We start from the raw sequence: 23,220 nt of genomic DNA, 5'->3' as shown, positions 1-23,220 counted from the left end.
AGCCGAGGCCGTTATTCAAACGGCGAGCACCAGGAAGAGCAGCCCGTGCAACGGCGATGGCGGCCGGCGGGAGGGCATGGTCCAGTACTTTGCGCCCAACAGCTCGGCTGCAATTCGCAACCGTAGCGTCACCCGCCTGCTGCGATCTTCCTGGGAGAGCGGATCGCCCCGTCAGGCTCAGAAGGCGCCAGCCGAGCAGCCCACTCTGCCGACAGATACGGAGTTAAACGCCGCACGCGCGGCCGAGCCCGAACCAGCGGCTCGGCCCGGATTCTCCCAGCGTCAACGGGAGGCGGAGCCCCGACAGGTGAGCCAACGGGTGCAAGTAGCTACGGGCTCGTCGATGGCTCGTACGAACGGGGCGGTCGACCCCCCGAGCCTCGAAGCGCTGTTTCATCGCGAGATGGTTCGCATCTGCCAGCGGTCACGAGACGAGGCGGGCTACCACCCAGGTCTGTTGCTACGCCTCGTGACGGAAAAGGGGGGCCTGGCAACCGCACAGCAGTTGCTGCGCAGCCCTTTGGTGTCCGACGGCTTCACTGCTCTATGGGAGCGAGGCCGTGTTGATCTCACGGCGGAGGCCCTCGTGCTTCGCCCTGAGTTCCGGGTTCTGTTCACCGAGGAGGAGTTGGCGGCCGCCCGCAGCCGCTTGAACGCCGCATCGTCGTGATCCCTAAGGGCAACTGAGGCGGCCGTCGTCTCCACGCTGTGAAACCGACGGCCGCCCGAGGATGCATCTCCTTAGCTTGTATGCGGGCTGTTGACGCGAAGCAGCCTGGTTGGGCTTCTGAAACGCTCAGCCGCCTCGCTGCCTGGCGTGTGGTACTCCACGAGTCCGAGCGTCTCGCCGTTGAGCCCAGTCACCGTCACTGCGCGCCCCTCAGCACAGGCCTGGGTGATGCCAAAAGCTTCAAGCTCCCTGATCCAGCCAACATTTTTCTCTCCGCGGGCGCGGGTTCTCACCAGCATTACGTTGGCGGGGTACTCGGAGACGTTCTTGGAGTCCTCATCAACGTAACGAGCCCAACCCGCGAGCTCGTCACCATCCTGAACGGGCACGTCGGTGTGAAGTTGATAAGCGAGGACGGCTGCTTCCGCCTCATGAGGGCGGATCCAACCGGCGCTCCGGAAACCGGCTGGCACCGGCAACCAGGATGAGCTTTGCTCCTCCTCCGGCTCCAACTGAGCAGTGGGAGCCGGATCCCGGACGGCCCCATCCTCAACGCCCAGATCGTCGACGTCATCGGCCCGATTCGTGGTGGAATCTTGCACCTGCCGTGGCAGACCGGTCTGGGAGGTTGCCGTTTCGGCTTGGCCGTCGACGCCGACCTCCTGACCCGTCCATGGGTGCCGCTGACGCGTCCAGACCTGTTCGAGAAGGGCTGAGACGTCGTCATCGCCGCGCTGGCGGTAAGTCGCCAGGATGCGACGGGGCTTGGCGTCGGGCGGTAGGTCGACCGCTGCGGCGAGGGTTGCCTTCGCGGCCTCAGCGTCGCTGACACGCTCGGCGCCGACGAGTGCCAAAGCCTGCACCAACGGGTGCGCCCCGGGATCGAGCGGCTGGTTGAGCGTCAGGCCGAAGCGGCCGTATGGACGGAACTCGAGAAAGGCCGTCCGGCCTTCCCAGGCCCGCATCTGGTCCAGGAATCTCTTGATCGTGCCGCTTGCCGGCTGCAGCCCCGTCCAGCGAATGGTCTGAGTACCGAGCTCCGAATCCAGCTCGACCACGTCACCTTGGTTGCAGCCAACCAGGCTGGCGACACCAGATGGCAGGGGGAAGCCGGAACCGCGAAGGTGATCGCGAGTGACTGTGATACGGAATTTCCAGACGTCGCCGTGTCGGAAGAGTCGGCGCGTAGCGCTGGGAGCCTTGCGAGGTGCCGCGGGTGCTTCCCGTCGCCGTACGACACCATCAACAATCTCGTAGTCCCCATTGCCAGCGTAAGCCTGGACGCTGCTTGGCGACACGTTGAAGCGGCTTGTAATCGACTCCACCAAGCGGCTGATCTCGATGTGTCCACCAGCGGCGGCGAGTTCGAGTCCGATCTGCTGTTTGATCGACGTGTACTCCTCCACGTCCCAGCTCGCCAGCCCCCAAGTGGACCGGTCCGTCCGGATGAATCGATCGTCTGCTGCCAGAGCGTTGGCGAGACTGCGGATGGTGGTTTCCCGTCCCATCTCCTGGTGCAGCTCCTCGGTCTTGAGGGGCTCGCCCGTAGCTGCCAGGAGACCCGCCGCATGGTCGTTGAGTGAGCGCGTGCGAGTGAGAATCTGATCGTTGTGCAGCACGTAGCCGCACCAACTGAGCCATGCGACCAGCTCAGCCTTCGGCATGGCTGTGGAAGCGGTCACCGCAGCAAGGTCCACAAGTCCATGCTCGGTTGCGAAGTCCTCAAGCAGGATCCGAGTCTGCTCGCGGGCCGCGGTGACGTCGGGAGCGGCCGCCCACCCGTCCGTCACCTCGAAGTAGTCGTCTAGACGGTCGAGGACGAGCCACAGGGGCGCGTCCACACCAGGCACATCACGGGCGAGGTCTGGGTGCAGGGTGATGAGGCGGTCCAAGGCCGCGATCGGTTGGATCTCGGTGCGGAGACTGGCGAGAAGGTTGCCAATTCCTGTGCCGAAATGGAATGTGCGCCCGAGAAGCTCTTTCAGTTTTCCTTCGACTTGGCGGACACGCTCGCGTGTGACCTTGAACTCGCTTGCCAGCTCGGCGAGAGTTTTCGGCGGCCTGCCGAGGAACCGGTCGCGCAGGATGCGTACTTGCCGGTCGTCAAGCTCGGATAAAAGCGCAGTGAACTCCAGTACCGGATCGGCGCTTCCACTCTCCGCAGAGATGTCTGCAGCGGTGAGTGAGTTGAGTCGGAGAGCCACCTCTTGGATCTGCTCGGGCACCCCGTCCTCAATGAAGACCTTCAGCAGCGGCTCTTTTCCACGCCGCCGGATGTGGTGCCACGAGGCCAGCTGACTGAGGTCTTCCAGCAGTTGAAGCTGGGCCGGTGGCAACTGCACCTCCGGTGTGGCGGCGTCTGACTCTAGGTCTTCTCCCGCGTGTTCCCACTCGACCAGCTCACCGGATCGGACGATCGCGGCCGAGACCAAGGCGGTGACTGCATCCTCAACCGTGCCCTGTCCCGTGCCGCGGACATCGTAAAGATCCCTGACCGACAGTTGCCCGAGGTCGGCGACGGTCTGCACCTGCAGGCGCTGGAACGCGGTCCCAACCCTGGAGCTGGTCGCGATCGTGGACAGGGGCAGCTGGCGGGGGACTGAGGGGAAGCTGGGACCGAAGGCGGCCGTCGGATGACGGACTACGAACAGTCGGGCGAGGTGACGGCACAGCGCCTCGTGTTCAGCCGTCATCGTCGTGAGGGCCGGCGACTCCGTGAGCCACCAGTCAGGCGAAGGAGTCAGGTCCGTGAGCTCGCGCGCTGTCGCGGGCGTGTACGGGGCCAGCCACGGCAGCAGCCGGGTCCAGGGCGCGTCGTGATACGCCTCAGGAGGTAGGTCTCCGAGTGCTGCGCTGGTCACAGTCATCCCCTCATGTGCGCGCTCGACGCCGAGCCAATTGCTTATCAGGAGGCGGCGTGGAAGCCCAGCCGCTTCGCCTCTTCGATGAGCCGAAGGGCTTGGGCCGCCTGCTTCTCCGTGATGTCCCAGCTGTTGTTGACGTAACGGCCCACGTTGTCGGCCAGCTGGCGCTGCCACAGCTGCAGGTTGCGCGTCTCCTTTGCCCAACGCGCCACGGCGAACCACTCTGCCGCGGTAATGGCCATGACCGCTGCGACGTCGCCAGTGGTGTCGTTGTCCAGCCCGGCGGGGCTGCTGTCCTCGACCGGCTGGTCAGCCAGCTCTGCGGTGAGATCATCTGGCACCGTCCACGGGATGCCGAGGACGGCTTCCCAGCAATCCGGACGCTTCGCCCACTCACCGATGTTGGTGCCGCCCCGAAGAGGGTTGACGATGACCTCGCGCACGGGCACGCACAGCTCCTCCAAGGCGGCGGCGAGCGCGGGACTGAGGCGCTGCTCCCGCCAGATACGGTCCAGGTCAATCCGGCGATTCGTCGCCTCGGCGAGGCGAGCGATCGAGTAGGAGGTAATGTTGATCTTGTATCCGCCGAAGTCCTGAGCAGCGATGATCTTGTCCGTGGCCTTGAACAGGACGGCCTTCGCGATCAGTCGCTGGCCGAAGCTGACGTTCACGTCCGGCGTGTTGTCCCCCATGCGCACCATCAGCTCGCGGAAGTTCTTTTCAGCTCCTCGACTGACCAGGTATGGGAGACCGGCCCAGGAATGGATGTACTTTGCGGCGTCGGCCTTGGTGAACTTCTGAGCGAGGGGGTGGAGAGCCTTGAACTTGCGCTGGTTGGCCGGTGTGCGTTCACGGGCCAGCGCGTCCGTGTATTGACCCCGCGCGCGCTCATAGAACCAGCGGGTCTCCTGTCCACTGCCGTCCAGCGCAGGAGCCCAGAGCGATCGTGTGACCTTCTCGATGCCCACATGGAATGGGTGGTTTGAGCTGAAGTCGACGACCGTGACCTTGTTCTGAGTGTTCGAGTACTTGGAGATCTCAGGGACGATCTCCGGCAGTCGATCTTTGGAGACTCGGGTCAGCTTCATCTGGACGTGGACCCTGCTGAGGTCCGCTCTGTCCCTGGTCTGCGCATAGTGGATCGACGCCGTGGTCTGGCCGCCATTGACGATCTGGAGTTCGTGGACCCTGCTTATCGCTTGGCCGCCGCCGGGGAGCTGGGTGAACTCCACCGTGGAGGCAGTGGCGGTGATGCCGTTGTTGTAAGCCAGGAAACGATCTGGGTTGTGCAGCAGGGTGTCGCGGATGCCTCGGTTCACGCCGCCCTTGGTTTGGAGGAAGGAGCGAACGTTGAGCTCGAGCAGGCGTGTGCCGTGTTTGCCGTAGAGGTTGGCCAGCTCCTGCCCGGGGATGATGGCCAGGAACACCGAGTAGTTGCGGTCTGTTTCCGGGGTAGCTAGGCATGGCAGCGGCGGATCGAACTCAACCACGATCGGTTCGCTGAGCGTGCCGGAAGAGGCTAGCCGATGAAGGCGGTTCAGGTCCCAGATCTCGTGGCTGACCTGCAGGCCGTCCAAGTCGCCGGGAGGGATGGCGGAGACAGCGCTGACGACGTCGGTGAGAAGGAAAAGGCGGATTCGGGGAGCATCCGGCAGGGCCTTTTCGACCGCGGCACACATGTCATGTACATCGGAGGACTCGTCGATGTCGCGCGCAAGACCGTCACGGCATCTACGGACGAAGGTCAACAGCCGCTTGAACAACGTGTCGACCTGGGCCCGCGCCAGCCGCTCTTCCTCGGGCTTCAGGCTGAAATGGGTGATGAAGAGGTCGAGGGTCCCTAGGGACTCGTTCGTGCCGTAGCCGTTGACCTCCAGCCCGTGGGCCCGGTGATACGCACTGAATGTGTTCTCGATCTCGCCGGCCTGCTCAAGTTCGTCGAGCACGCGACGGGTGAAGGTGTCCGGAGCGGTGGAATTCTCTGCCTCGGCCGTCGCGAGCACATCGGCGATGAGATCTTGGGCATAGACCGACAGTTCGTTCTGGCTCACGCCTCCCCCTTCATGATGCCGGCGACCCGCTCGGCGGTGACACCGTACTTGTCCAAGCCGACGAGACTGATGCGGTAGCTGCAGCTGCCAACTCCTGGGCGGAGGTCCGACTCCACGATGCGGGGGAACTCGCCGGTGACGTGCCAGAAGTCGGTCCGCAGGATGGAGTAGCGTGGCTCGTCGTACAGGTGCCGATGCTCAGAAAGGTAACCGGCACAGACGAGCAGGTCGGAGAAGTCGCTGCCAGCCTGCCCCGTCCCCAAATCTCCGAGCAGATCCTCTACAACGTCGTTGAGTGACTTCCCCGGACCACCCTGCCGCTCGTCAACTGACAGATGAGCGAGGAGCAGCTGTCCCGCAACTGTGTCGTCGAGCTGACGCTCACTTGCGATTGCAATGCTTCGCGGGTTCATTCCAGCTCCGGTCTTAACCTCGACTGCACACGTCGACAGTTGGAAGTCCTGGTCAGAGCCGGTCGGCCCACGCCATGCCGAGACCGCGGCTACGGCGCCGGCAACGGGCAGCACTTGATCCCGGAGGATGATCAGCTCGCCGAAGAGGCCACGGCGAGCTTCGGCACCGAGCCCGCTGTCGCCGATCGACTGCAGCAGCCGGCGCCAGTGCTCGAAGCGTTCGATGGCCGCTCGGACGGCTCCCTCTGGCCCGTCTTGCGCAGCTGCAGCGGCGGCGATATCGGTGATAAGAGGGTTGAAGACCTCTCGCCGCTCCTTGGCGGTGAGTACCACCTGAAGCTCGTTACTTCCATCGCTGGTCGGGGCGAGCTGGAGCGAGAGACCCTTGGTTCGTGGCAGGACTGGGTGCTGGCGCAGAAGTTCTTCGGCGGCGGTGGCCGAAACGGTGAGCAGCAGCATCCGCATGCCGGCCGGCTGCTGAACAGCAAGGAAGATGTCATGGTCTGAGCGTGGAAATAGACGGCGCTTGACGATCCCGTACGGATGTTGCTCCGCCTCGAGCGGAGCCCAGTCGCTCTCGCTGAACCTCACTCGGCATCTGCCTCGTCGTAAATGTCGAGCCCCTGCTGTCTCCAGATATCATTGACCACGTACTCGGTTTCAGTGGGGTGCGCCGAGAACGGGAAGCTGATGGCGAAACCGACCAGCGGGGGAAGTTGCTTGTCGGGGGCCCAGTTCGGGTGCTTGATTGGGTAGATCAGGAGAAGGGGCTGGTCCACGGGCCTGAACCTCCGGAGCGGTTCGCCGGTCGGCACGGTGGGAATCGTAAGTTCCTTGCCTGTGCGTTCAGCCTCGCGGAGGCGCGCGAGCTTCGTCGCTTCAAGCGCTTTGTTGAACAAGCTCCGAGCAAGGTCCCGGCTTTCGTCCGGAGGGCTCAGCACCCGCTTGATGGTGTGCCGGTCCGCCTCGTCCACATGGCCCTTGGGGCTGGAGCGTTTGACTAGGGCAACTGTATAGGCGCCTACCTTCAAGGGCGTTCCGTTCGGCGTGCCAACAAGCCGTACGGTCCAGCGGGAAAGCTCTCCGAGTGCGGCGCACCGGCGGACGTACTCCGCGATTAGGGCCGGCCTGACGCGGTAGGAGCCGCGGTCAGGAACGTAGCCCTCAAGGAAGTTGTCGATGATGTCGGCTGCCGGAATTTTCTTCCACACAAGGCTGGTCAGGTCATCATCTGCGTTGGTCCGCTCGTCCAAGGACGTGACAAAGCGTTCGAGGTTGTCGAAGTTCCGTTGAACGACGTCCGGCCGGAGGCTGAAGGTGGTTGTCTCCGGAAGCTCTCCTGAATAGCTCAGTCGCACCTTGACGCCACGTCGCATCTTGTTGGCAGCGGTCACGGTCAAGCCGGCGGAGGAGGTTCGGACCCGAAGGCCAAAGCTTTCCGGCGTAGCGCCCATGTCCGCCATAGCCGCGAAGTCGCTGCGCAGCTCGTTGTCCGCCGCAGTGATCTCGGCGTAGGCGTTCCACAAGTCCCAAGTGGTGTACAGCCGGCAGAGATCCTCGTAGCCCGGGCGGTAGCCGAACCAGCGCCCCATCTGCAGGAGAGTGTCGTAGGTGTTCGAGGCGCGGAGGTAATAACTGACACTCAGGCCTTCGAGGGTCAAGCCGCGGGAGAGCCGGTCGCCACCGACGGCGATCACAGACAGGCCCTTTTTGCGCTGCTCGTAGTACTCGAGGGCATCACGGGAACTGCCGTTGATCGCCCGCACCTGGATCTTCAGCAGCGCAGCTCGCAGGCTCTTCTCGACGGCGTGCCACGGCGTGGACGGACTGGCGTCTGTTCCGCACTTCTCGCTCGTCGGCACGAAGTCGCTCTCCCAGAGGTCACGAAGCTCAGTGAGAACCTTCGTGGCTTGGTCGCTCATCGTGTCGCGAAGGCGGTCGCGCATCAGGCCGATGTAGTCGTCGATCTGTTCGCGGGCCCGGTTCTGCACGTTCACCAGCCGGGTCACATGTACCAGCATTGAGTTGTGCTGCTTGTCCTGTCCCCGCGCCGCGCGGGCGGCGCAGGTGAGCACGAAGGCGTGAAGTGCCTCGCGAAGCGATTGAGGAAACTTCTCCTCCGGCGGCGCCCAGTCCTTTTTGTGCTTCTGTGGCATCCAGGACTCGTGGTCTCCCACCGGACGGAAGATGGGGAGCGGTTCAACGTCCTCGTCGTCCGTACGACTGAGGCCGAACACCCGCTCGGGGCCAAGGTAGTTGGAAGGGGCGGAGAGGCTCTCGATGAAGCTCTCGGGAAAGAGGTCCAAGCCGAAGAGGTCGTGGTCGGCCTTTGGCTTGATGTAGATGTTGGCGAACGGGGTGGCTGTGTATCCGACGTAGGCAGCCTTCTCGAAGCTGCTGAGCAGGTGTCTGATCCCGGCGTTGATCTTTGTCGGGTCGGTCTCGTCATCCTTGCTCGTGTCGACGGAGGCGTGGTCCGCCTCGTCGTCGATCACGAGAAGTGGGACGTCACGGACGACTTTTGTCTTGCCGTCGCCTTTCAGCTCACCGTCGACCTCGACGATCCACTTCCGTACATACTCGAGGATGCTCTTGTGCTTCTTGATAACGAGAACCACCGGGTAGTCCCCGATAGGCAGGTTGATCTTGGTGGCGATGTCCCGCCGGAAGTCTCCGTTCTCGGCACTGTTCGTGAGCGAAGCGATCTTCAGCCGCTTCACGCCGGGCATCACACCTACGCCGATCCGTGCCGTCTTGGTCGCCTCGTCGTAACGGTGCTGGTACTGGGTATCGAACCCGAGGAGGCCTTCGTCAACCCGCAGCTGGGTCTGGCTCCGCAGACTGTTGTGGATGCCTGCCAGGATCACGATGAGCTTGTAACCGGCATCGGCAGCCTTGCAGGCCAGCCCGATGAAGTTGCCGGTCTTGCCCGACTGGACCTGCCCGACAACCATGCCGGTCCGCCGCCACGGCCCTGGGCGCCGAGGATCCTCCAGCTGGCGAAGCACCCGCGCCGTGCTTTGGTCGAGTTTCCTGACTACGCGTGGCGGCATGAGACGAACATCCTCGAGGTACCGACGGTAGCGGTCCCAGAAGTCCCAGCTGCGCTCTAGCTGTGCCTCGGTCAGCCACTCGACGTGGTTGCGGTCGTCCTTCAGCCCGACGGAGTCGTCTTGCCATACCACAACCCGCGACTGAATCTCCTTGAGCAGGATTTCCTTCTCAAGCACCAGCCCCTGGGAGCCCTGCATGGCCCAGACCATGTCGACGCCCTTGGCAACCTCCGTCGGGGTCGCCTGCCGATCCTGGGGCAGGAACGCGAGAACGAGCCTGATGGCCTGCTCAAGGGCGCTGTCCTGCTCATGGCTGCTGGTCGTCACTGCGCCCTCCGCAGATAGGTCCGGTTGCGTCATGAGATGTGGTGCGTTGTCAGCGGTGCTGCCAGAAGCCGTCGAACTGATCGAAGGGCGGCATCAGAGCAAGTCGCTCCCTCGCTTCCCGCGGCGTACGCCCTTGGGCGACGAAGGCTGCGTAGATCCGATTGGCCACGTCGCTCACCTCCTTCGAGGGAGCGCCCAGGAAGGGTTCTGGGTCGTCCGTCACGTCGCCTTCGTGCATGATCCGGAGCGCGGCAACCGGGACGGTCTCCTCGAGCAGGCGGATGAGCGCTTTGGCGTCGATCGCTGCATCCGGGCCGCCGTGTAGCACCTCTCGCACAAGTGGGTGATCCCGATTGATGCGGCAGCGGATGTTGCCGTCTCTTTTGTCGACACGCCAGGCGTAAACGAACTCCGCACCGTGCTCGCGAGCAGCAATCCGTCCCCGGTGGCTGAGCACCTCGGCCGCTCGGCTCCGCGCGGCTGTACCGATTCGTTGAAGGTGCCGTCGAACACCGACAGGGGGCACCGCAGTGGACTTTCGCACGTCGATGGCCCAATCGGCGTCGGCCTCAGCCGGGACGTCGACGATGATGCGCGCCAGGTTGTACCGCTCGTCCCGTCGGAAACCGCGGACGCCCAGCCAGTCGCCGGCCAGGATCAGTCGGTCCCGCCGATACACGTAAAAGCCCTGCTGGTCCAGCCAGCCTCCCGGGCCAGCAGCCTGTTGCTGCTGCTCGGGATCGAGCTTCTTGGGGTGCGGCAGGATGAACGGCTCGATGCGGACCGTGTGGTTGCCGACGGGCAGCTCCTCTGCCGGTAGTCGCTGGACCGACGGGTGGCCGCTCAGGAAGGGATCCCAGGCTTTGACCGGTGTGCCGTTGACGGTCATTGCGATCCGGTTCCTGCCCACGAGGAACCGCGCGAACACCATGCCCAAGTGCTCCTCGACTCGGGTCGCCTCCGCGTAGAACTGTTTCTGCGCCCGCGGGTCCTCTGCGGTCAGGCCGTCCACGGCGAACCGGTGCAGGTCTCGCCAGATAACGGTCGTTCCGGCATAACCATCGGGCCGGAGTTGCTTTAGAACCGTGCCGGTCTCCTCGTCGGTTCCGTGCAGCAGCCGCCACTCACTGGTCTCGGAGACCACTGACAGGTCCCACGTCCGGACTGCCTCTCCCGAGTCGACTCCCGCTTTCGTGCCTACCGTGAGGCGGGCCGCCTGCGAGAACGAAGCGCTCTTCAGCCCCATGCCGAAGCGTCCAAGGTCCTCCGACGGCCGAGCCTGGAAAGAGCCCCGGGCCGCGACGGTCATCGCAGTGACCAGTTCCTCAGCTGTCATCCCCCGGCCATCGTCCACCACTGCGACCCATGAGGCGGGGCCCGCCCAGGTGAAAAAGACGCCGATGTGGCGGGCGCCGGCGGAGACGCTGTTGTCGACCAGGTCTGCCACAGCCGCCTCGACGCTGTAACCGAACGACCGCAGTGACGTGATCGTGCCCGCGGGATCGGGGTTCGCGATGTCGTAGCTCAAGGCAGGTCGGCTCCAGTCGGTGCAGGAACCTTGTCGGTGCCGCACAGTCACGTTCGTTGCCGCCTAGTCCAGCCAGCAGTAGCCGGATCTCGGCGCACCTCGATGCTTGGGGCGGAGGTCACAGTATAGGTAGTTGACGCTGCTCTCAGTCAGCCCCGCAGGATCGCGTGCGGTCGGCTTTGCCGAGTTTGCCCAGATTCCTTCTCCAATTTTCGGCCGTATGGGCAATAGTTGCCTCCGGTCAAACGGTGGTGCGGCGTCGGTAGGAGCAACTGTGGCGGTGTGTCGGCACCGGTGGTCGCTGACTTGGGCGGCGGGACGGTAACCTCCCTGACCGTGACCAGTGAAGGCCAGCCCACCGCCCGTGTCCGTCGCCGTGGGTACGGGGTCAAGCTGGTTCGCGGTCCTTTCCTCCGGCTGGCACCACATCCCGAGGCGTGTTCAGAACCAGATGAGCTCATCCCCCTCGCGGCGAAGATCCGCGGTGAGGGAGGTCGTCTGGCCGCCGATCTGTTCAGTGGTGCCGGAGGGCTGAGCCTCGGCCTCGACGCTGCTGGCTACAAGGTCGTGCTCGCGGTTGATCACGACGAGGAGGCGGTCGAGACTCATCGCCACCACCACCCGGGGCTGAGCGTGAATTGGGACCTCGGCGACCCGGACCGGGTTCGGCGGGTCGGCGAGCTCATGAGGGCTGCCGAAATCGAGCTGCTGGCGGGTGGCCCACCATGTCAACCCTTCTCAAAGGCGGGGCGGTCGAAGATCCGACACCGGGTCCGGCATGGCCTCCGCGACCCGTACGACGAGCGCCGCGACCTGTGGAGATCATTCCTGGAGATCGCTCGAACCGCCCGTCCGCAGGCCGTGCTCATGGAAAACGTGCCAGACATGGCGCTTGACAAGGAGATGTTTATCCTCCGGACGATGGTCCACGAGCTCGAATCGATCGGGTACTCGGTCGAGGAGCGGTCGGTGGAGACCTTCCGTTACGGAGTTCCGCAGTTCCGTCAGCGCCTCATCCTGGTGGCGCTACGAGACGGCGTCCAGTTCGCCTGGCCGCAGGAACAGCCTGAGCGGGTCACGGTCTGGAACGCCATCGGTGATCTTCCCCCTGTGGAAGGGGGATGGCGGCCGGAGGGCGGCGCCGAGGGCTGGAGTGATTACGACTGCCCTGTGAGCGAGTTTCAGCGCCGGATGCGCGAGGCGGTGTCGGTCAGCGACAAGCACAAGGTCTTCGACCACATCACCAGGCCAGTCCGCGAGGACGACGTGCGTGCCTTCGAGGCCATGGATCACACCACGCGCTACAGCGACCTGCCGGACGAGGTGAAGCGGTACCGGGACGACATCTTCGACGACAAGTACAAGCGGCTCGACGAGAACAACCTGTCCCGGACGATCACCGCGCACATCGCCAAGGATGGTTACTGGTACATCCATCCTCGGCAAAATCGCACAATCACTGTTCGCGAGGCGGCCCGCCTGCAGACCTTCCCGGACTGGTTCCGCTTCGCCGGGCCGCCGTCGGCGGCGTTCCGCCAGATCGGCAACGCCGTGCCGCCGCTGCTCGGCGAGCACCTCGCCGGTGCCGTGCGGGCATCGCTCGGCGACCCGCATCCGGTGGCGGCAACGACGCAGGACATCGCGGCGATGCTCGCCGGGTGGTTCAACACCGCCGTCGTACGGGGTCTTCCCTGGTTGCGGGCCGAGTCGCGCTGGCAGGTGATCCAGGCCGAGATGTTGCTGGACCGGGCTCCGGCTGAGGTCGTGCGCTTCATCTGGCCGCTACTCGCTCGGTGGCGGGAGCCTCAGGACACGGTCCTGGCGGAGAGTGAGCTCGTCGAGATCAGCAAGTGGGCGTCGCGACCGCAGCGCGCTGGGACGATTCTGGAGCTGGCGGGCCGGCTTGCGGAGAATCCCGAGCTTCTGAACGACGATGACGAGCTGCGCCAGGTGCCCGGGCTGACCGAGGCGGTGGCCGATCTTGCAGTCCTGGTTGTGCCGGCCCACGGCGATGAGGATTCCGAGGAGCCCGTCCTCGTGACCAAGGGCGTGCTTCGAGTAGCGGCCCGCTTCAGCGGTGATCCCGTGAATCGCCGGAACCGGCTCACCGACGGGCGGCTCGAGATCGCTCGGATGATTGGCGCAGACAGCGACGCCCGGCGGGCACACCTCGGCTTGGTGGAACTGGCAAACACGCTCTGCCGTCCGGTGGAGCCCGAGTGCAACGCCTGCCCGCTGCAGAAGCTCTGCGCCGAGTCCCGCGCCGACCCGCAGCGGCTCTTTTGAGCAGTGCTCCTGACGGTTCAGCCGTCGAGGCCCAGCAACGCAGAGATCTCGGGCGCCTCCCGACACAACGAGGCGACGATCCGCTGCCATGCGTCCCACTCGCCGGACTGCATGGCCGCCGCTCGCAGCGCGAGCCCGGCGGTGGCCGCCGCCTGCGTCGCCGCACGGACATCGGCGGCGGCGTTGAGGTCAGCGGGGACCGGCTTGGGCTTGGGCCGTGAGCTCCGGCGGTAGGCGTCGTTGGCGTAGATGCACAGTTCGTTCACCGGCGCTTCGAGCATCTGACGTAGCTGAGCAGGTAGCGAGACTCTCATCTTCGCCACATTGATGTTGAATGCGGAGTCGAGGTCGGTGCTGAAGTCGAGAGAGGCCCGCGCCATCTTCGTGTGCTCATCGATGCCCCGGATGCCGTTCCATCCGCCCCACTGCACCAGTCGGTTCGCCCGGTAGACGTACAGGCCCTGCTGCCGGTTCCAGTTGAGCGGACCGGAGAGCCGCTCGAACTCGCCCGAGCTTGAGAACTTGTCGCGTGAGGGGAGTATGAAGCGTTGGAGGTTCACGTGACCCGTCACGTCACCGACTGTGACCTCGAAGCGCTGCGCCGGCAGCTCGGACAGCCCAGGCTCCTCGGGTGCAAAGGGGTTCCAGGGCCTCACCTTCTGGCCATTGACCGTGATAACCAGCGGCCCTTTGCCGTCAACACCCTCGAGAAAACGGTGGAACACAATTCCCAGGTGCTCCGCGGTCTTTGTGACAAGGTTTTCGAACCGGCGACGAGCCCAACCTCCCTCGGGTTGCTTTTCTGGCAGCACCCGGTCGAGCTGGCGCCAGAGAACGACCGTCCCGGTTCCTTCGGCCAGCCACTGCTTGGCTCGGGCGACGTCCGGATCAGCACCCGGATCCACCACGACCCACTGGTCCCATTCCTCCACCACGTCGAGGTCGAGGACCCGGGCTGATGTCCTCACCACGTCCGGATTGCTTCGGGAGACCACCGCGACTGAGCGGCACTGGGACAGAGAGGCGGTCTTGAGACCGAGCCCGTACCTACCGAGATCGCCCCTCATGTAGGGGCGACGCGTGCCGAGTCGGAGGCCCTCAAGCAATGCGCCGGGCGACATGCCGTGGCCGTCGTCAGCGATATAGACCCGGGACTTGGATCCCGCAAACTCGATCATCACCTCCACCCGCGTAGCTCCGGCAGCCACGCTGTTGTCGACGATGTCCGCCACAGCGGTCGGGAAGTCATAACCGATGTCGCGAAGCGAGCTGGTCAGGCGTGCAGCCGACGGTGCGACATCGAACCAGGCCTTACCGGGCATCCGGCCACCTCCATCAACTCGTGAGACGACCACCAGGATGTCACACACCACTTCGTGATCTTGCATCAGGCGCGCCTTCGGACAGCAGGCGTCGCCACAGCTGCACGATCTCTTCCGCGACCTTTCCTGGATCTTCGTGCTCCCAGAAGTGCCGAACGTGCCAGCCCAACGCCGACAGTGCCGCGTCCTTCTCGCGGTCTCGCTCCACGTTGCGGCGCAGCTTTGCCTCCCACCACTCGCGGTTGTTCTTCGGCATGACGCCGTGGTTAGGGCACCGGTGCCAGAAGCAACCATCGACGAAAATGGCAAGACGGGCTCTGGTCAACGCGATGTCAGGTCGCCCGGGCAAACTGGGGTGATTCACGCGGAACCGGAGACCGCGACGATGAAGCTCCTTGCGGATGAGCAGCTCCGGCTTGGTGGAGGCTCGGCGCACGCGCTTCATCTGGGACGAGACGGCTTCGCTTAGCGGGACAGGTCGACGAACCGAGGAGTTGCCTCTGGCGCCTCCGCTCATCGCCATCAAATCACCGCCTCCTTCCCTATTGGCCTTCCCTCTGCCATCCCCCGGCTTCAGTCAGGCAACCGCACTCTGTCAGATGCCGGACACTTGCCGCTTCGGTCGGCGAACGATCTTTCGGCTTGCGAAGGCAAGGGCTTGGACGCCGCCAGCCGTTGAAGGCTACTGGTTCCGCAGGTCATAGGTGTCGTCCGGGACCAGCCGTCAGCTCCCTTGCTGCTTCTTGCTAGGAATCTCCTCAATCGGCGATCGCGGCTCCTGACGCCGCTCCCGCCCGGACAGATGCCGTCGGGGATCCCGTCGGCAGGACTCTTGTCGTAGGGTCCGAGGACACCTTGTGGGGAGGTGGTGCCGATAGCTGCTGAGCTGCGAGTATCGCCCGCAGTCGAAGCGGGGGCTCCGGGCTGGCGGAGCTGGCCATCTGCGAACAGATGGTCGACATTCAGTGCTGGCAGCTTGGTCGCCGTCGAGCTGCTCGTCGCCGTCGAGCCGTTGATCCTCCCTCTCGCAGACCAACCGCGCGGTCGCCGAGGTCATCGACCGCTTGGCGCAAGTCGCCGGCGGTGGCCGTGGCGGGCGCTATCCGCGACCGATTCCAGCGATGAGCTGGCGGCGTCAAGCCGTTACGGGGCAGGCGCTTGACCAGAAGCGAAACAGGCCCAGCCTATCGTGAATCTTCAACGGCGAAAGGGAGCCATGGTACACATTGCAATGAATGTAGATGATCTTGCTAACCGCTACCCTGACGATGAGTTCCGTCAGCGACTGATGCAAATGCTAAATCTGCGCATTCTTCTCACGGAGTGTTACATTGGTACGGACTATCGAATCTCAAAGGAGATGTACGAAACGATCTGCTTGACCGAGCATGGCGAACGAATTGCGAAAGCCTTCATGAAAGTGGGTATGCCTTATCCCGAGGCTCGGTTTCTGTGCTTCCTGAGAATGCTGCACGTGGATTTGCTCGTCAACGTTTACGACAGCGACGTCGGTGGCCTTGCTGAGATAGTCAACCAGCAGGTTAGAGATCGCGAAATCCTTTTTCCGTACACCTATGGGCGCCTCCTTTATGACAAGAATCTTTCGACTTCGGTAAGCGAAAACAGGGAGGGCTTCACCGCTGCCGAGACAAGGGAATTCCTTGCTGGCACTCCGCAGGGGGTCTTTCAGGTCGGGAATTTCGTGACGGGGCCGTTCGGCCTTCTGAAGAGTGGCTCTAGGCGGTCCATTCTGCCCTCTTCTGATGTCCGCTTTCACTGCTCCGACATGACATGCGATATTATGCACACAAGGAAGCTTGTAACCGATCGAGACGCGCAGATCAATAAGAATCGCGAGGCCGCCCGTAAAGTACTTGAGAAGGACAGCAAGGAAATTAGCGACTGGACAGGTTATTTTGAAAGGTTCGACGTCACCGTAGGGCGGCCCTACGATGACCTCTCCGGTGATCCGGTCGTCTATTTGTTGGGCGACGCGCTGACTTTGCAGGAGCTGCAGGCGGTGCTCGCATTCTTGCTCGATAACACCCAAGGGCAGCTGCGGCAGATTGCAAGCCAGCTAGGTATCACGGGTGGCCAGGCGGCGCGGATGGTGGGACCGCTTAACGAGGCTGAGCTACTGCAGCTTGCCCTAATGACCTCCAACGAGCATATCTTCGCTGCACTCGACACTCTGGTGGCGGAGCAGGACATCAGGGTGCCGCTGGGAGAGATCCGTCGGCCGATGACTAACAGGGGGAGGGGGTGGGGCCCCTTCAGACTGCAACCCGAGTTGGGAAGGTTCGGAATACGTCTCCGGTCCTCTGAACAAGCTCTGGGTCCCCTCCGGCTTCGGCGACTAGTTACTCAGATGTACGAACTTACTGATCCGGATGATCGTGAGGAACTGCGCTGGCAGCTTCGGGACGAAGAGGCTCCATCCCTTGAGGGCCAAGTTGAGCAATACCTGCAGATGCGTACTGCACGGGAGTCTGTAACCAGCCTCCTCCTTGCTAGGAGGAGAAACTTCGATGTCGCGGCTCGTAACTTGAGTTTGGGGGTGGACATCTTTAAGAACGACAGCGACAGGGTAAATGCTGTTATGTGGAAGCTTGGCTTTTCGGTCGAGGATATCCTTGACCCGCACGCTGGTTTCTGGTCCATCCATGACAGGATGACCCAAGTTACGCGGCAGAGCCCAATAAATCCGGGTGCGGTTGATGCAGAGCAAGTTCGCCGCCACGCTAACAGCTACTTTGTAAAGCTGGAGGACTTGCTCAGGGATTCGCTGCTTTATACGACTTGGGCCCTCACGAACGACCATATCGCCAGCACTCGTCCGTTCCTGTATCGTCCTACTGTTGACGAAACTAAGGCCTTGGGCACCTTGCGCAGCTTCTCTAGTGCCGAGGAGGCGGGTGCCGAGCATCAGCTGGTTCTCGATGAAAAGCTTACAATCTATCAGCTTTCCCGCGGCTTTCAGATTCTCGCAGACCTCCTATCTTCGTTTTGTGGGGAGTCGGACAAGTATTTGCGGCCTCCAATGGACCTGCCATCTTGGCGCAGCCGTCAGTCACTGCAAGATTTTGTGTTCCTCCACACCGTTCCCTTCTTGGATTTGCTGGATGAGAGTCGAGCATCAATCATTCAGCAGCTTCGCGAAATTAGCCGACGCTTGGTGGGCGCTGAAGTCAACGAGGCGCGCAATGAGTGGTTTCATGCCAGACGCAGTCCACTGGATATCAACAGGCTGCGTTTGAGCTTGGAGGCTGTCCGCGACGCGGTCTCATGGATTGAGGATGGCGGCTACTCGCGGCACACCTACCGGCGTGTCAGAATCGAAACCGATGAGGCTAACCGTCGGACTTTCGTTCTTGCTGACTCGCGAGGTCAGGAGGTTGTGTTCTTTCGGCCGTCACGTTTCACGTGGATGAGTTTGCCAGCTCTCGAGGTACCTCAACATGTGATGCTTTCGGCGCGATTCGCCGATCCCACTGAAACACTGCGGTTTGTCTCTGAGGTGGACTCTCCTTACTCGGAGATGTGGCGTGATTTCCCTGTCCGCATGGCAAAGTCAGCGAGCCTGCTTACCACACGACACCATCCTGTAAGCGCAAGTTAGGCGGCACGTTCGGTTACTTGACTGGTAGTTGGCGCGGTGGCGCTAGCCTCAGACGGTGGCGGGGTGAGATTGTGCTGGCGGCTTCGGGCCCTTATTCCGAAATTCGGAGCCGGTCCGTGGTAGTCCGCCAGTCCAGCTTCGCGCTGAGTGGAACCGCAATGACGCCGGCGCCCCGAAGTGACCGGAGATGGCTTTCATAGCCCGGATGGGCGGCAAGCTGCGCCTTGACGTTCGGAAACGCGTACACGGGAACCCCAGCGCCGAGCGCCTCGTGCAAGACGCCGAGCGCCATGGTGTCGTTGATCCCTAGAGCCCATTTGTTGATCACGTTGAAGGTCGCCGGCACCACGGCAACGACATCCGCCGGCGGATGCGGCTCCGGCTCGCCGGGCATCCGCCACTCCACCCGCACCGGATACCCCGTTTGCCTAGCCAATGCCTCCCGATCGATCCAGGTTGCCGCAGTCGGCGTAGCGGTGACGCAGACGGTCCACCCGTCTGCGAGCAGCAGTTCAATCAGCTCACCGATCCGCAGCACCGGAGGAGCGGCACAGACCACCAGAGCCAGCACACCCCGTTGAGTCATGCCAGCAGCCCAGCCCGCTCCGCCAGCGGCCGCAGCCCTGGCGGAGGCGCCCGCCGTTCCTTGGCCAGCAGGTCCAGCAGCAGCGCTCGCGCCTGCACGTTGGCGTAAACGGCCTCGGCGCCCACCCGCTCGGCCTCAAGAAGGTGCAGCACGGAGACTGATCGATCGCCGGAGGACATGAACGCCGCTGCCGCCAAGTCGACGTGTACCTGGGCCCGCCGACCGACCAGCACCGCCGGCATCCGCGACGGGTCGAGCCGCAACCCGATCTCCAGCGCCTGATCTGCATTGCCGGCTCGAACCGCAGCGGAGACCGCGTGGATGACGACATTCGTCGGACCAAACCCAGTCCACAGCCAGTTGCGATCTGAGCCGAGTGCCGCCGCTAGGTCTCCGGCCTGCGCAAGGAACTGGCCCGCTTGCTTATTGCGGCCCTGTCCAGCGGCCATCACGGCAGCCAGCAGTACCAACGCTCCCTGCGCAGACAGCAGGTCCGGGTCATCAACGGCACCGAGGCGGTTAACGCTGGTGAGCACGATCTGTTCGGCATCGCCCGCTCTCCCGGGCAGCCGCATGAGCCCGCATGCCGCCTGATAGGCGGCCACGGCTGCCATGGCCTGGTCGTCCGCCAACCGGGCGGCAGTGGAAGCCCGATCGGCGGTTAGCAGGGCGGTGTCACCGTCACCGACCTTGGCTGCCAGCTTCGATGCCGCGATGTAGGCGGCAGCGAGCAGCCGTAAGGCGCTGCTGCGATGCAGTCCGCTGGCGTTGCCAGTCAGGGCTGTCGCCTGGCTGAGCACGTCCGGCAGCAGGCGAGCGGCCGACGTGTAGCTCGTCCGCTGGTAGAGGTTGTGTACCCGGCCAACGCCCCGCCGCACGTCGGCGAGCGATGGCATCGGCCCGTCAGACGCCGTCAGGTAGCTGGTGAGGAAGGTGCGTAGGCCGCTTAGCAGTTCCGGCCGTGCGGCGCCGGAGGCGGCACTACGAGCGTCATCTCCCATGGCCTGCCCTCGATGTGCTGCCACCGACACGTCAACAAGCATGTCGTCGAGCTGTTCGAGCGTAACTCCCAGCGCGGTGGCGATCCGGGTTCGGTGCCACGGCTGGGGGTCTGTTTCGACGTTCTCCCAGCGGACCACGGTCGACCGTTCCACGCCGAGAAGTTCGGCTAGGCGCTCCTGGCTGAACCCGAGGGCCTTGCGTCGCTGGCAGAGCCGGTGCCGTTTGAGGGCCACGCCCGATCTCCCTCCGTTCTGTCGCCACTGTAGTAAACCCCCGTCGATCCGGCGGGCGCGCAGACGCGTCACTTCTGCGTCATTGAAGCTCCTCCGGCGCTGTAGTTCCGGATCGGCACGAACACGAGGCTGATCGCATGGCCCGGGGCGGGTGCTGGGCTCCGGCCGCGTCGTTCCCCCGTGCGGCGGCGGCCGTCTCCGCCCGCCCCGGCGCCACTCCACGCAGCCCACCGCCGGAGGCGCCCACCGATGTCCGTCGTACTCGCCGACTTTCCCGTGCTCGCCCCGGTCACCGACGAGGCCCTGGCCCTCGCCGCCCACGCGGTCCGCGTCCACGCCCCCGAGCCGTGGCCGCAGGGCCTGCTGTGCCGCAGGGAACGGGTCCCGTACCCGTGCCGCCTGGCCTGCTGGGCCCACGCCACGATCCACGCCGCCGGCCTGACGGAGGAGCAGCTCGGGGAGTCGGCGTAACGGAAGAGAAGACACGCGAGGCGGTCGCCCGCTGGCTCAGCTTGGTCGCGGCGGACGCGGAGCTGTCCCCGTACCTGATCGGGGCGGACCGGGACCGGCTGACGGAGCAGGTGGCAAGAGCGTTGGCCTCCGGCACCGATCTGCCGTACCTCGGCTGGTCGGAGACCGAGCAGCGCCGCGCGGAGAGCTATCTGCGGCGGCGCTCGTTCTGGGAGGAGGCCGAGGACCGCTGCCCGGGCCTGCTGCCCGAGCGGGACGCGCCGCTGATCGAGGCCGCCCTGCGCCGGCTCATCGACCGGCCGGATCGCCCCGAGAACCTGGCGCTGCTGAGCGTCCTGGGCCGCGCGTATCGCCGCTTCGGCCTGCGACCAGAGCATCAGACGGTCATCGACGACGCGCTACGGGCCATCGTGCCCTGGCAGGAAGTCGAGTCGGCTGCCGCAAAAGCGGGGGACGGCCCGGCTTGGTGGCCGGTGGAGGTGCTCGACCACGACCTGGCCTGTGACGGAGTCGCCGTCATCACGGCCCGGCCGTGGCGGCGGCTGCCCTACCGGCCGGGCCAGGCGGTGCCGGTCTGCACGTCGCGCCGGCCCGGTCGGTGGTGTTGGCTGTGCCCGGCGAACGCGCCGCGCCCGGACGGCACTGTCGAGTTGCACGTCCGCGCGGTCCGCGGCGGCGCCGTCTCCACCAGCCTGGTCCATCAGGTACGCCCCGGCGAGCTGCTTCACCTCGGTCCGCCGACGGACACCGGGCTGAGCCTGCACGACGGGAATCTGCTGCTGATCGCCGGCGGTACCGGGTTGGCGCCGCTGCGCGCGATCGTCGAGCAGGTCGCCGCCGCCCCGGACGGCCGGCAGGTGATTCTGATCGCGGGAAGCCGTGACGTGGCGGGTCTGTACGACGCGATCACCCTCGACAAGCTCCAGCAGGCGCACGACTGGCTGACCGTCGTGCCGGCGTTCTCCCACGACCCGCTCGCCGAGCCAGGGGAGCGGGGCGACGCACTGACCGTCGCCCTCGACCACCATCGCCCCGACCAGCAGGTGTACGTGTGTGGTCCGCCGGAGATGCTGGCCGGGTCGCGGTTGCGGCTGCTCGCCGCCGGGATACCCGGCGAACGGATTCACCTGCCGGATCGGATCCCGTGGCGATGAGCGTCTACCGCAGCCGGCACGCGCTGCGCGGCCCGCTCACCCAGGACCGGATCGCCGCGTTGGCGTTGCCGTTGACCCGGCGATGGTGGCGCGGCTACCAGGTCGACGAAGTCGACGCCCTGCTGCACCGCCTTGCCTTCGAGTTGCAGCGGCGTACTCGCGAGCGGGACGAGATGCGGGCGGAGAACCAGCGGATCAAGGGTGCCCTACGGGCGTGGCAGTCGGAGCAGCGGAGGTGCCAACCTTCGTGACCTCACGGCCGGCTCGCCGCTCGGTCGCAGGTGCCAGCCCGGCTTCCCGTCTCACCGCACCCGGCGGCGCGGAACAGACGGTGTGAGCAGCCCGGGCACCGGGCTGCTCACACCGTCCGCGCCATCAGGATGCTCGCCCGTGCAGGCCGGGCGCGGTGCCGGTGGGGAACTCTTGGTCGTGGCGGTTGTCGATGTAGGGCAGGTCGATGAGGCGGCGACGGCCGACGCCGGCACCGACGAGCTGCCACACCTCTTCGGCGGGGCTCGCCCCGGTGGCGGCGCGTAGGTCGGCGGTGGTGGTGGCGATGACCGCTCGTGGCGTGGTGCCGGTGAGGCGCTGGTGCAGGTGCGCCTCACGTCGCGCCGACGGTAGGTGAAACAGGACCGGCCATGCCCAGGTGCTCATCGCGTACAAGCGTTCGTACTTGGCGATCTTCTCGGTGAGGATGTCGAGGCGTTCCCGGCCGGTGTCGTATTCGAGGAAGAACGGCACCGAACGGTCCTGCTCGGTCCACACCCCGGCGCCGTCCGGGCGGGGAAAGCCGCTCGGACCGTGGACCATGATCTGCGGGTCCCCACCCCTGCGGTAGAGCACGCCCGGGTCGTGGAAGGCGGACGCTGGCTGCCAGCGGTCCAGACGGCTGTTGGGGTGGGTGCGGGCACGGCAGGCGAGGTCGATGAAGACCTGGTTGCCGCCGAGTAGATGGGGCAGGTCCGGGCGCGAGGTGAGGGATTGCTTGCGGCGGCGGGCCTGGTCCCGGCGTGGCGGCCCGAGGCCGCGTTGGGCGCGGACGTGGCTGTAGCCGAGCTGGTCCAGGACGTAGTGGTACGGGTAGGAGCCACCGTCGGGTTTGTTGGGTCGGAACCGGTCCACCGCGCGAAGCATGGTGAGGCGGCGCAGCCGGCGTTGAGCGGAATCCAGGGACGGGAACAGGGCGGCGGCGATCTGGTCGGTGGTCAGCAGTCCGTGGTCGTAGAGCCAGCCGAGGAGGCGGTCGTCGCGGGCGGTGATGCTGGCCTGCAGGCGCAGCAGCGGATCCGGTGCCGGTAGCGGCTTACGCATGGGCGGCCCCTGGGGGGACACCCCACACATGAGGGTGTGTATGGAACCGGTCGGCGCCGTGGACAGCGGGCCTGACCTGGGCTGTCAGCGAGAACGGGGGGTCGGCTTGGGGGTCAGTATCAAGGCGGACGGTGAGACGGAGATCGACACCGACACCGGCACGCCGGTCACAACGTTAGACCGCAGGTGTGCGAGGGCGGGTGATGCGGATCGGGGGCAGCGCTGGTAGCGCGGGCGAGGGTCGTTGACCTGAATCAGCATGCTCGTTGCTCCTTTGAGGATCGGGATCCGGCTGAAGGGGCAGCAGGTGCACCGGCTGCTGCGCTG

General features: G+C 64.8%; 16 protein-coding genes. 6 read left to right on the top strand and 10 right to left on the bottom strand.

Annotation, left to right across the window (positions count from 1 at the left end):
* The first annotated feature begins 343 nt into the window (after positions 1-343).
* On the top strand, positions 344-670 hold the full coding sequence (locus ABZW14_RS15890) for a hypothetical protein (protein WP_355346120.1): 327 nt from the start codon (positions 344-346) through the stop codon (positions 668-670).
* A gap of 71 nt (positions 671-741) precedes the next feature.
* Here ABZW14_RS15890 and ABZW14_RS15885 read toward each other — a convergent pair whose 3' ends face one another.
* From ABZW14_RS15885 to ABZW14_RS15865, 5 genes are read right to left on the bottom strand one after another with little or no spacing between them, the layout of a single operon-like run.
* Positions 742-3,537, bottom strand: a complete 2,796-nt coding sequence (locus ABZW14_RS15885; RefSeq protein ID WP_355346117.1) for a sigma factor-like helix-turn-helix DNA-binding protein — start codon at positions 3,535-3,537, stop codon at positions 742-744.
* Positions 3,538-3,575: 38 nt separating this feature from the next.
* Complete coding sequence (locus ABZW14_RS15880) at positions 3,576-5,585, bottom strand: AIPR family protein (RefSeq protein ID WP_355346114.1); 2,010 nt, start codon at positions 5,583-5,585, stop codon at positions 3,576-3,578.
* The gene (locus tag ABZW14_RS15875; protein ID WP_355346111.1) at positions 5,582-6,589 is read right to left on the bottom strand and encodes a PD-(D/E)XK motif protein; all 1,008 of its coding nucleotides are present in this window, start codon (positions 6,587-6,589) and stop codon (positions 5,582-5,584) included. Before ABZW14_RS15875 ends, ABZW14_RS15880 begins: the two co-directional genes overlap by 4 nt.
* A complete protein-coding gene (locus ABZW14_RS15870) occupies positions 6,586-9,378 on the bottom strand; it encodes a Z1 domain-containing protein (RefSeq protein ID WP_355346108.1) in 2,793 nt (930 codons plus the stop codon). The genes ABZW14_RS15875 and ABZW14_RS15870 overlap by 4 nt, the downstream gene beginning before the upstream one ends.
* Before the next feature lie 49 nt (positions 9,379-9,427).
* Positions 9,428-10,906 carry an ATP-binding protein gene (locus ABZW14_RS15865; protein WP_355346105.1) on the bottom strand — a complete coding sequence of 493 codons (1,479 nt, stop codon included), beginning with the start codon at positions 10,904-10,906 and terminating at the stop codon, positions 9,428-9,430.
* 336 nt (positions 10,907-11,242) lie between these two features.
* Between ABZW14_RS15865 and dcm the strand changes: the two genes are divergently transcribed.
* The gene (gene dcm, locus ABZW14_RS15860; RefSeq protein ID WP_355346102.1) at positions 11,243-13,192 is read left to right on the top strand and encodes a DNA (cytosine-5-)-methyltransferase; all 1,950 of its coding nucleotides are present in this window, start codon (positions 11,243-11,245) and stop codon (positions 13,190-13,192) included.
* Positions 13,193-13,209: 17 nt separating this feature from the next.
* On the opposite strand, the gene ABZW14_RS15855 is transcribed toward dcm, so the two are convergent.
* Together ABZW14_RS15855 and ABZW14_RS15850 are read right to left on the bottom strand one after the other, a co-directional pair.
* Entirely contained in the window at positions 13,210-14,580 is a 1,371-nt protein-coding gene (locus tag ABZW14_RS15855) for an ATP-binding protein (protein ID WP_355346099.1), read from the bottom strand.
* Positions 14,555-14,959 (bottom strand): very short patch repair endonuclease, encoded by a 405-nt coding sequence (locus ABZW14_RS15850; RefSeq protein WP_355346096.1) that lies wholly within the window; start codon positions 14,957-14,959, stop codon positions 14,555-14,557. Before ABZW14_RS15850 ends, ABZW14_RS15855 begins: the two co-directional genes overlap by 26 nt.
* A 915-nt stretch (positions 14,960-15,874) precedes the next feature.
* On the opposite strand from ABZW14_RS15850, the gene ABZW14_RS15845 reads away from it, so the two are divergent.
* Positions 15,875-18,133 carry a hypothetical protein gene (locus tag ABZW14_RS15845; RefSeq protein ID WP_355346093.1) on the top strand — a complete coding sequence of 753 codons (2,259 nt, stop codon included), beginning with the start codon at positions 15,875-15,877 and terminating at the stop codon, positions 18,131-18,133.
* Between the two features lie 91 nt (positions 18,134-18,224).
* Here the strand turns inward: ABZW14_RS15845 and ABZW14_RS15840 are convergent, their stop codons facing one another.
* Together ABZW14_RS15840 and ABZW14_RS15835 are read right to left on the bottom strand one after the other, a co-directional pair.
* Positions 18,225-18,719 carry a flavoprotein gene (locus tag ABZW14_RS15840; protein WP_355346090.1) on the bottom strand — a complete coding sequence of 165 codons (495 nt, stop codon included), beginning with the start codon at positions 18,717-18,719 and terminating at the stop codon, positions 18,225-18,227.
* Entirely contained in the window at positions 18,716-19,954 is a 1,239-nt protein-coding gene (locus ABZW14_RS15835) for a helix-turn-helix transcriptional regulator (protein ID WP_355346087.1), read from the bottom strand. The genes ABZW14_RS15840 and ABZW14_RS15835 overlap by 4 nt, the downstream gene beginning before the upstream one ends.
* Before the next feature lie 249 nt (positions 19,955-20,203).
* On the opposite strand from ABZW14_RS15835, the gene ABZW14_RS15830 reads away from it, so the two are divergent.
* The 3 genes from ABZW14_RS15830 to ABZW14_RS15820 are packed head-to-tail and all read left to right on the top strand — an operon-like array spanning position 20,204 to position 21,830.
* Positions 20,204-20,425 (top strand): hypothetical protein, encoded by a 222-nt coding sequence (locus tag ABZW14_RS15830; RefSeq protein ID WP_355346085.1) that lies wholly within the window; start codon positions 20,204-20,206, stop codon positions 20,423-20,425.
* Between the two features lie 41 nt (positions 20,426-20,466).
* Positions 20,467-21,579 carry an FAD-binding oxidoreductase gene (locus tag ABZW14_RS15825; RefSeq protein ID WP_355346082.1) on the top strand — a complete coding sequence of 371 codons (1,113 nt, stop codon included), beginning with the start codon at positions 20,467-20,469 and terminating at the stop codon, positions 21,577-21,579.
* A complete protein-coding gene (locus ABZW14_RS15820; RefSeq protein ID WP_355346079.1) occupies positions 21,576-21,830 on the top strand; it encodes a hypothetical protein in 255 nt (84 codons plus the stop codon). The genes ABZW14_RS15825 and ABZW14_RS15820 overlap by 4 nt, the downstream gene beginning before the upstream one ends.
* Before the next feature lie 124 nt (positions 21,831-21,954).
* Here the strand turns inward: ABZW14_RS15820 and ABZW14_RS15815 are convergent, their stop codons facing one another.
* Entirely contained in the window at positions 21,955-22,893 is a 939-nt protein-coding gene (locus tag ABZW14_RS15815; RefSeq protein ID WP_355346076.1) for a replication-relaxation family protein, read from the bottom strand.
* Positions 22,894-23,220 lie beyond the last annotated feature (327 nt).

Origin of the sequence: Micromonospora sp. NPDC004551 (assembly GCF_040609975.1) — a bacterium.
Classification (GTDB): domain Bacteria; phylum Actinomycetota; class Actinomycetes; order Mycobacteriales; family Micromonosporaceae; genus Micromonospora.
This window is presented reverse-complemented; position numbering and strand designations above follow the sequence as displayed.

What these genes read in the sequence shown, in the direction of transcription:
- ABZW14_RS15890 (WP_355346120.1), top strand. Translation starts at nt 344, where the DNA reads ATGGCTCGTACGAACGGGGCGGTCGACCCCCCGAGCCTCGAAGCGCTG.
- ABZW14_RS15885 (WP_355346117.1), bottom strand. Translation starts at nt 3,537, where the DNA reads ATGACTGTGACCAGCGCAGCACTCGGAGACCTACCTCCTGAGGCGTAT.
- ABZW14_RS15855 (WP_355346099.1), bottom strand. Translation starts at nt 14,580, where the DNA reads ATGCAAGATCACGAAGTGGTGTGTGACATCCTGGTGGTCGTCTCACGA.
- ABZW14_RS15850 (WP_355346096.1), bottom strand. Translation starts at nt 14,959, where the DNA reads ATGAAGCGCGTGCGCCGAGCCTCCACCAAGCCGGAGCTGCTCATCCGC.
- ABZW14_RS15845 (WP_355346093.1), top strand. Translation starts at nt 15,875, where the DNA reads ATGTACGAAACGATCTGCTTGACCGAGCATGGCGAACGAATTGCGAAA.
- ABZW14_RS15840 (WP_355346090.1), bottom strand. Translation starts at nt 18,719, where the DNA reads ATGACTCAACGGGGTGTGCTGGCTCTGGTGGTCTGTGCCGCTCCTCCG.
- ABZW14_RS15830 (WP_355346085.1), top strand. Translation starts at nt 20,204, where the DNA reads ATGTCCGTCGTACTCGCCGACTTTCCCGTGCTCGCCCCGGTCACCGAC.
- ABZW14_RS15820 (WP_355346079.1), top strand. Translation starts at nt 21,576, where the DNA reads ATGAGCGTCTACCGCAGCCGGCACGCGCTGCGCGGCCCGCTCACCCAG.
- ABZW14_RS15815 (WP_355346076.1), bottom strand. Translation starts at nt 22,893, where the DNA reads ATGCGTAAGCCGCTACCGGCACCGGATCCGCTGCTGCGCCTGCAGGCC.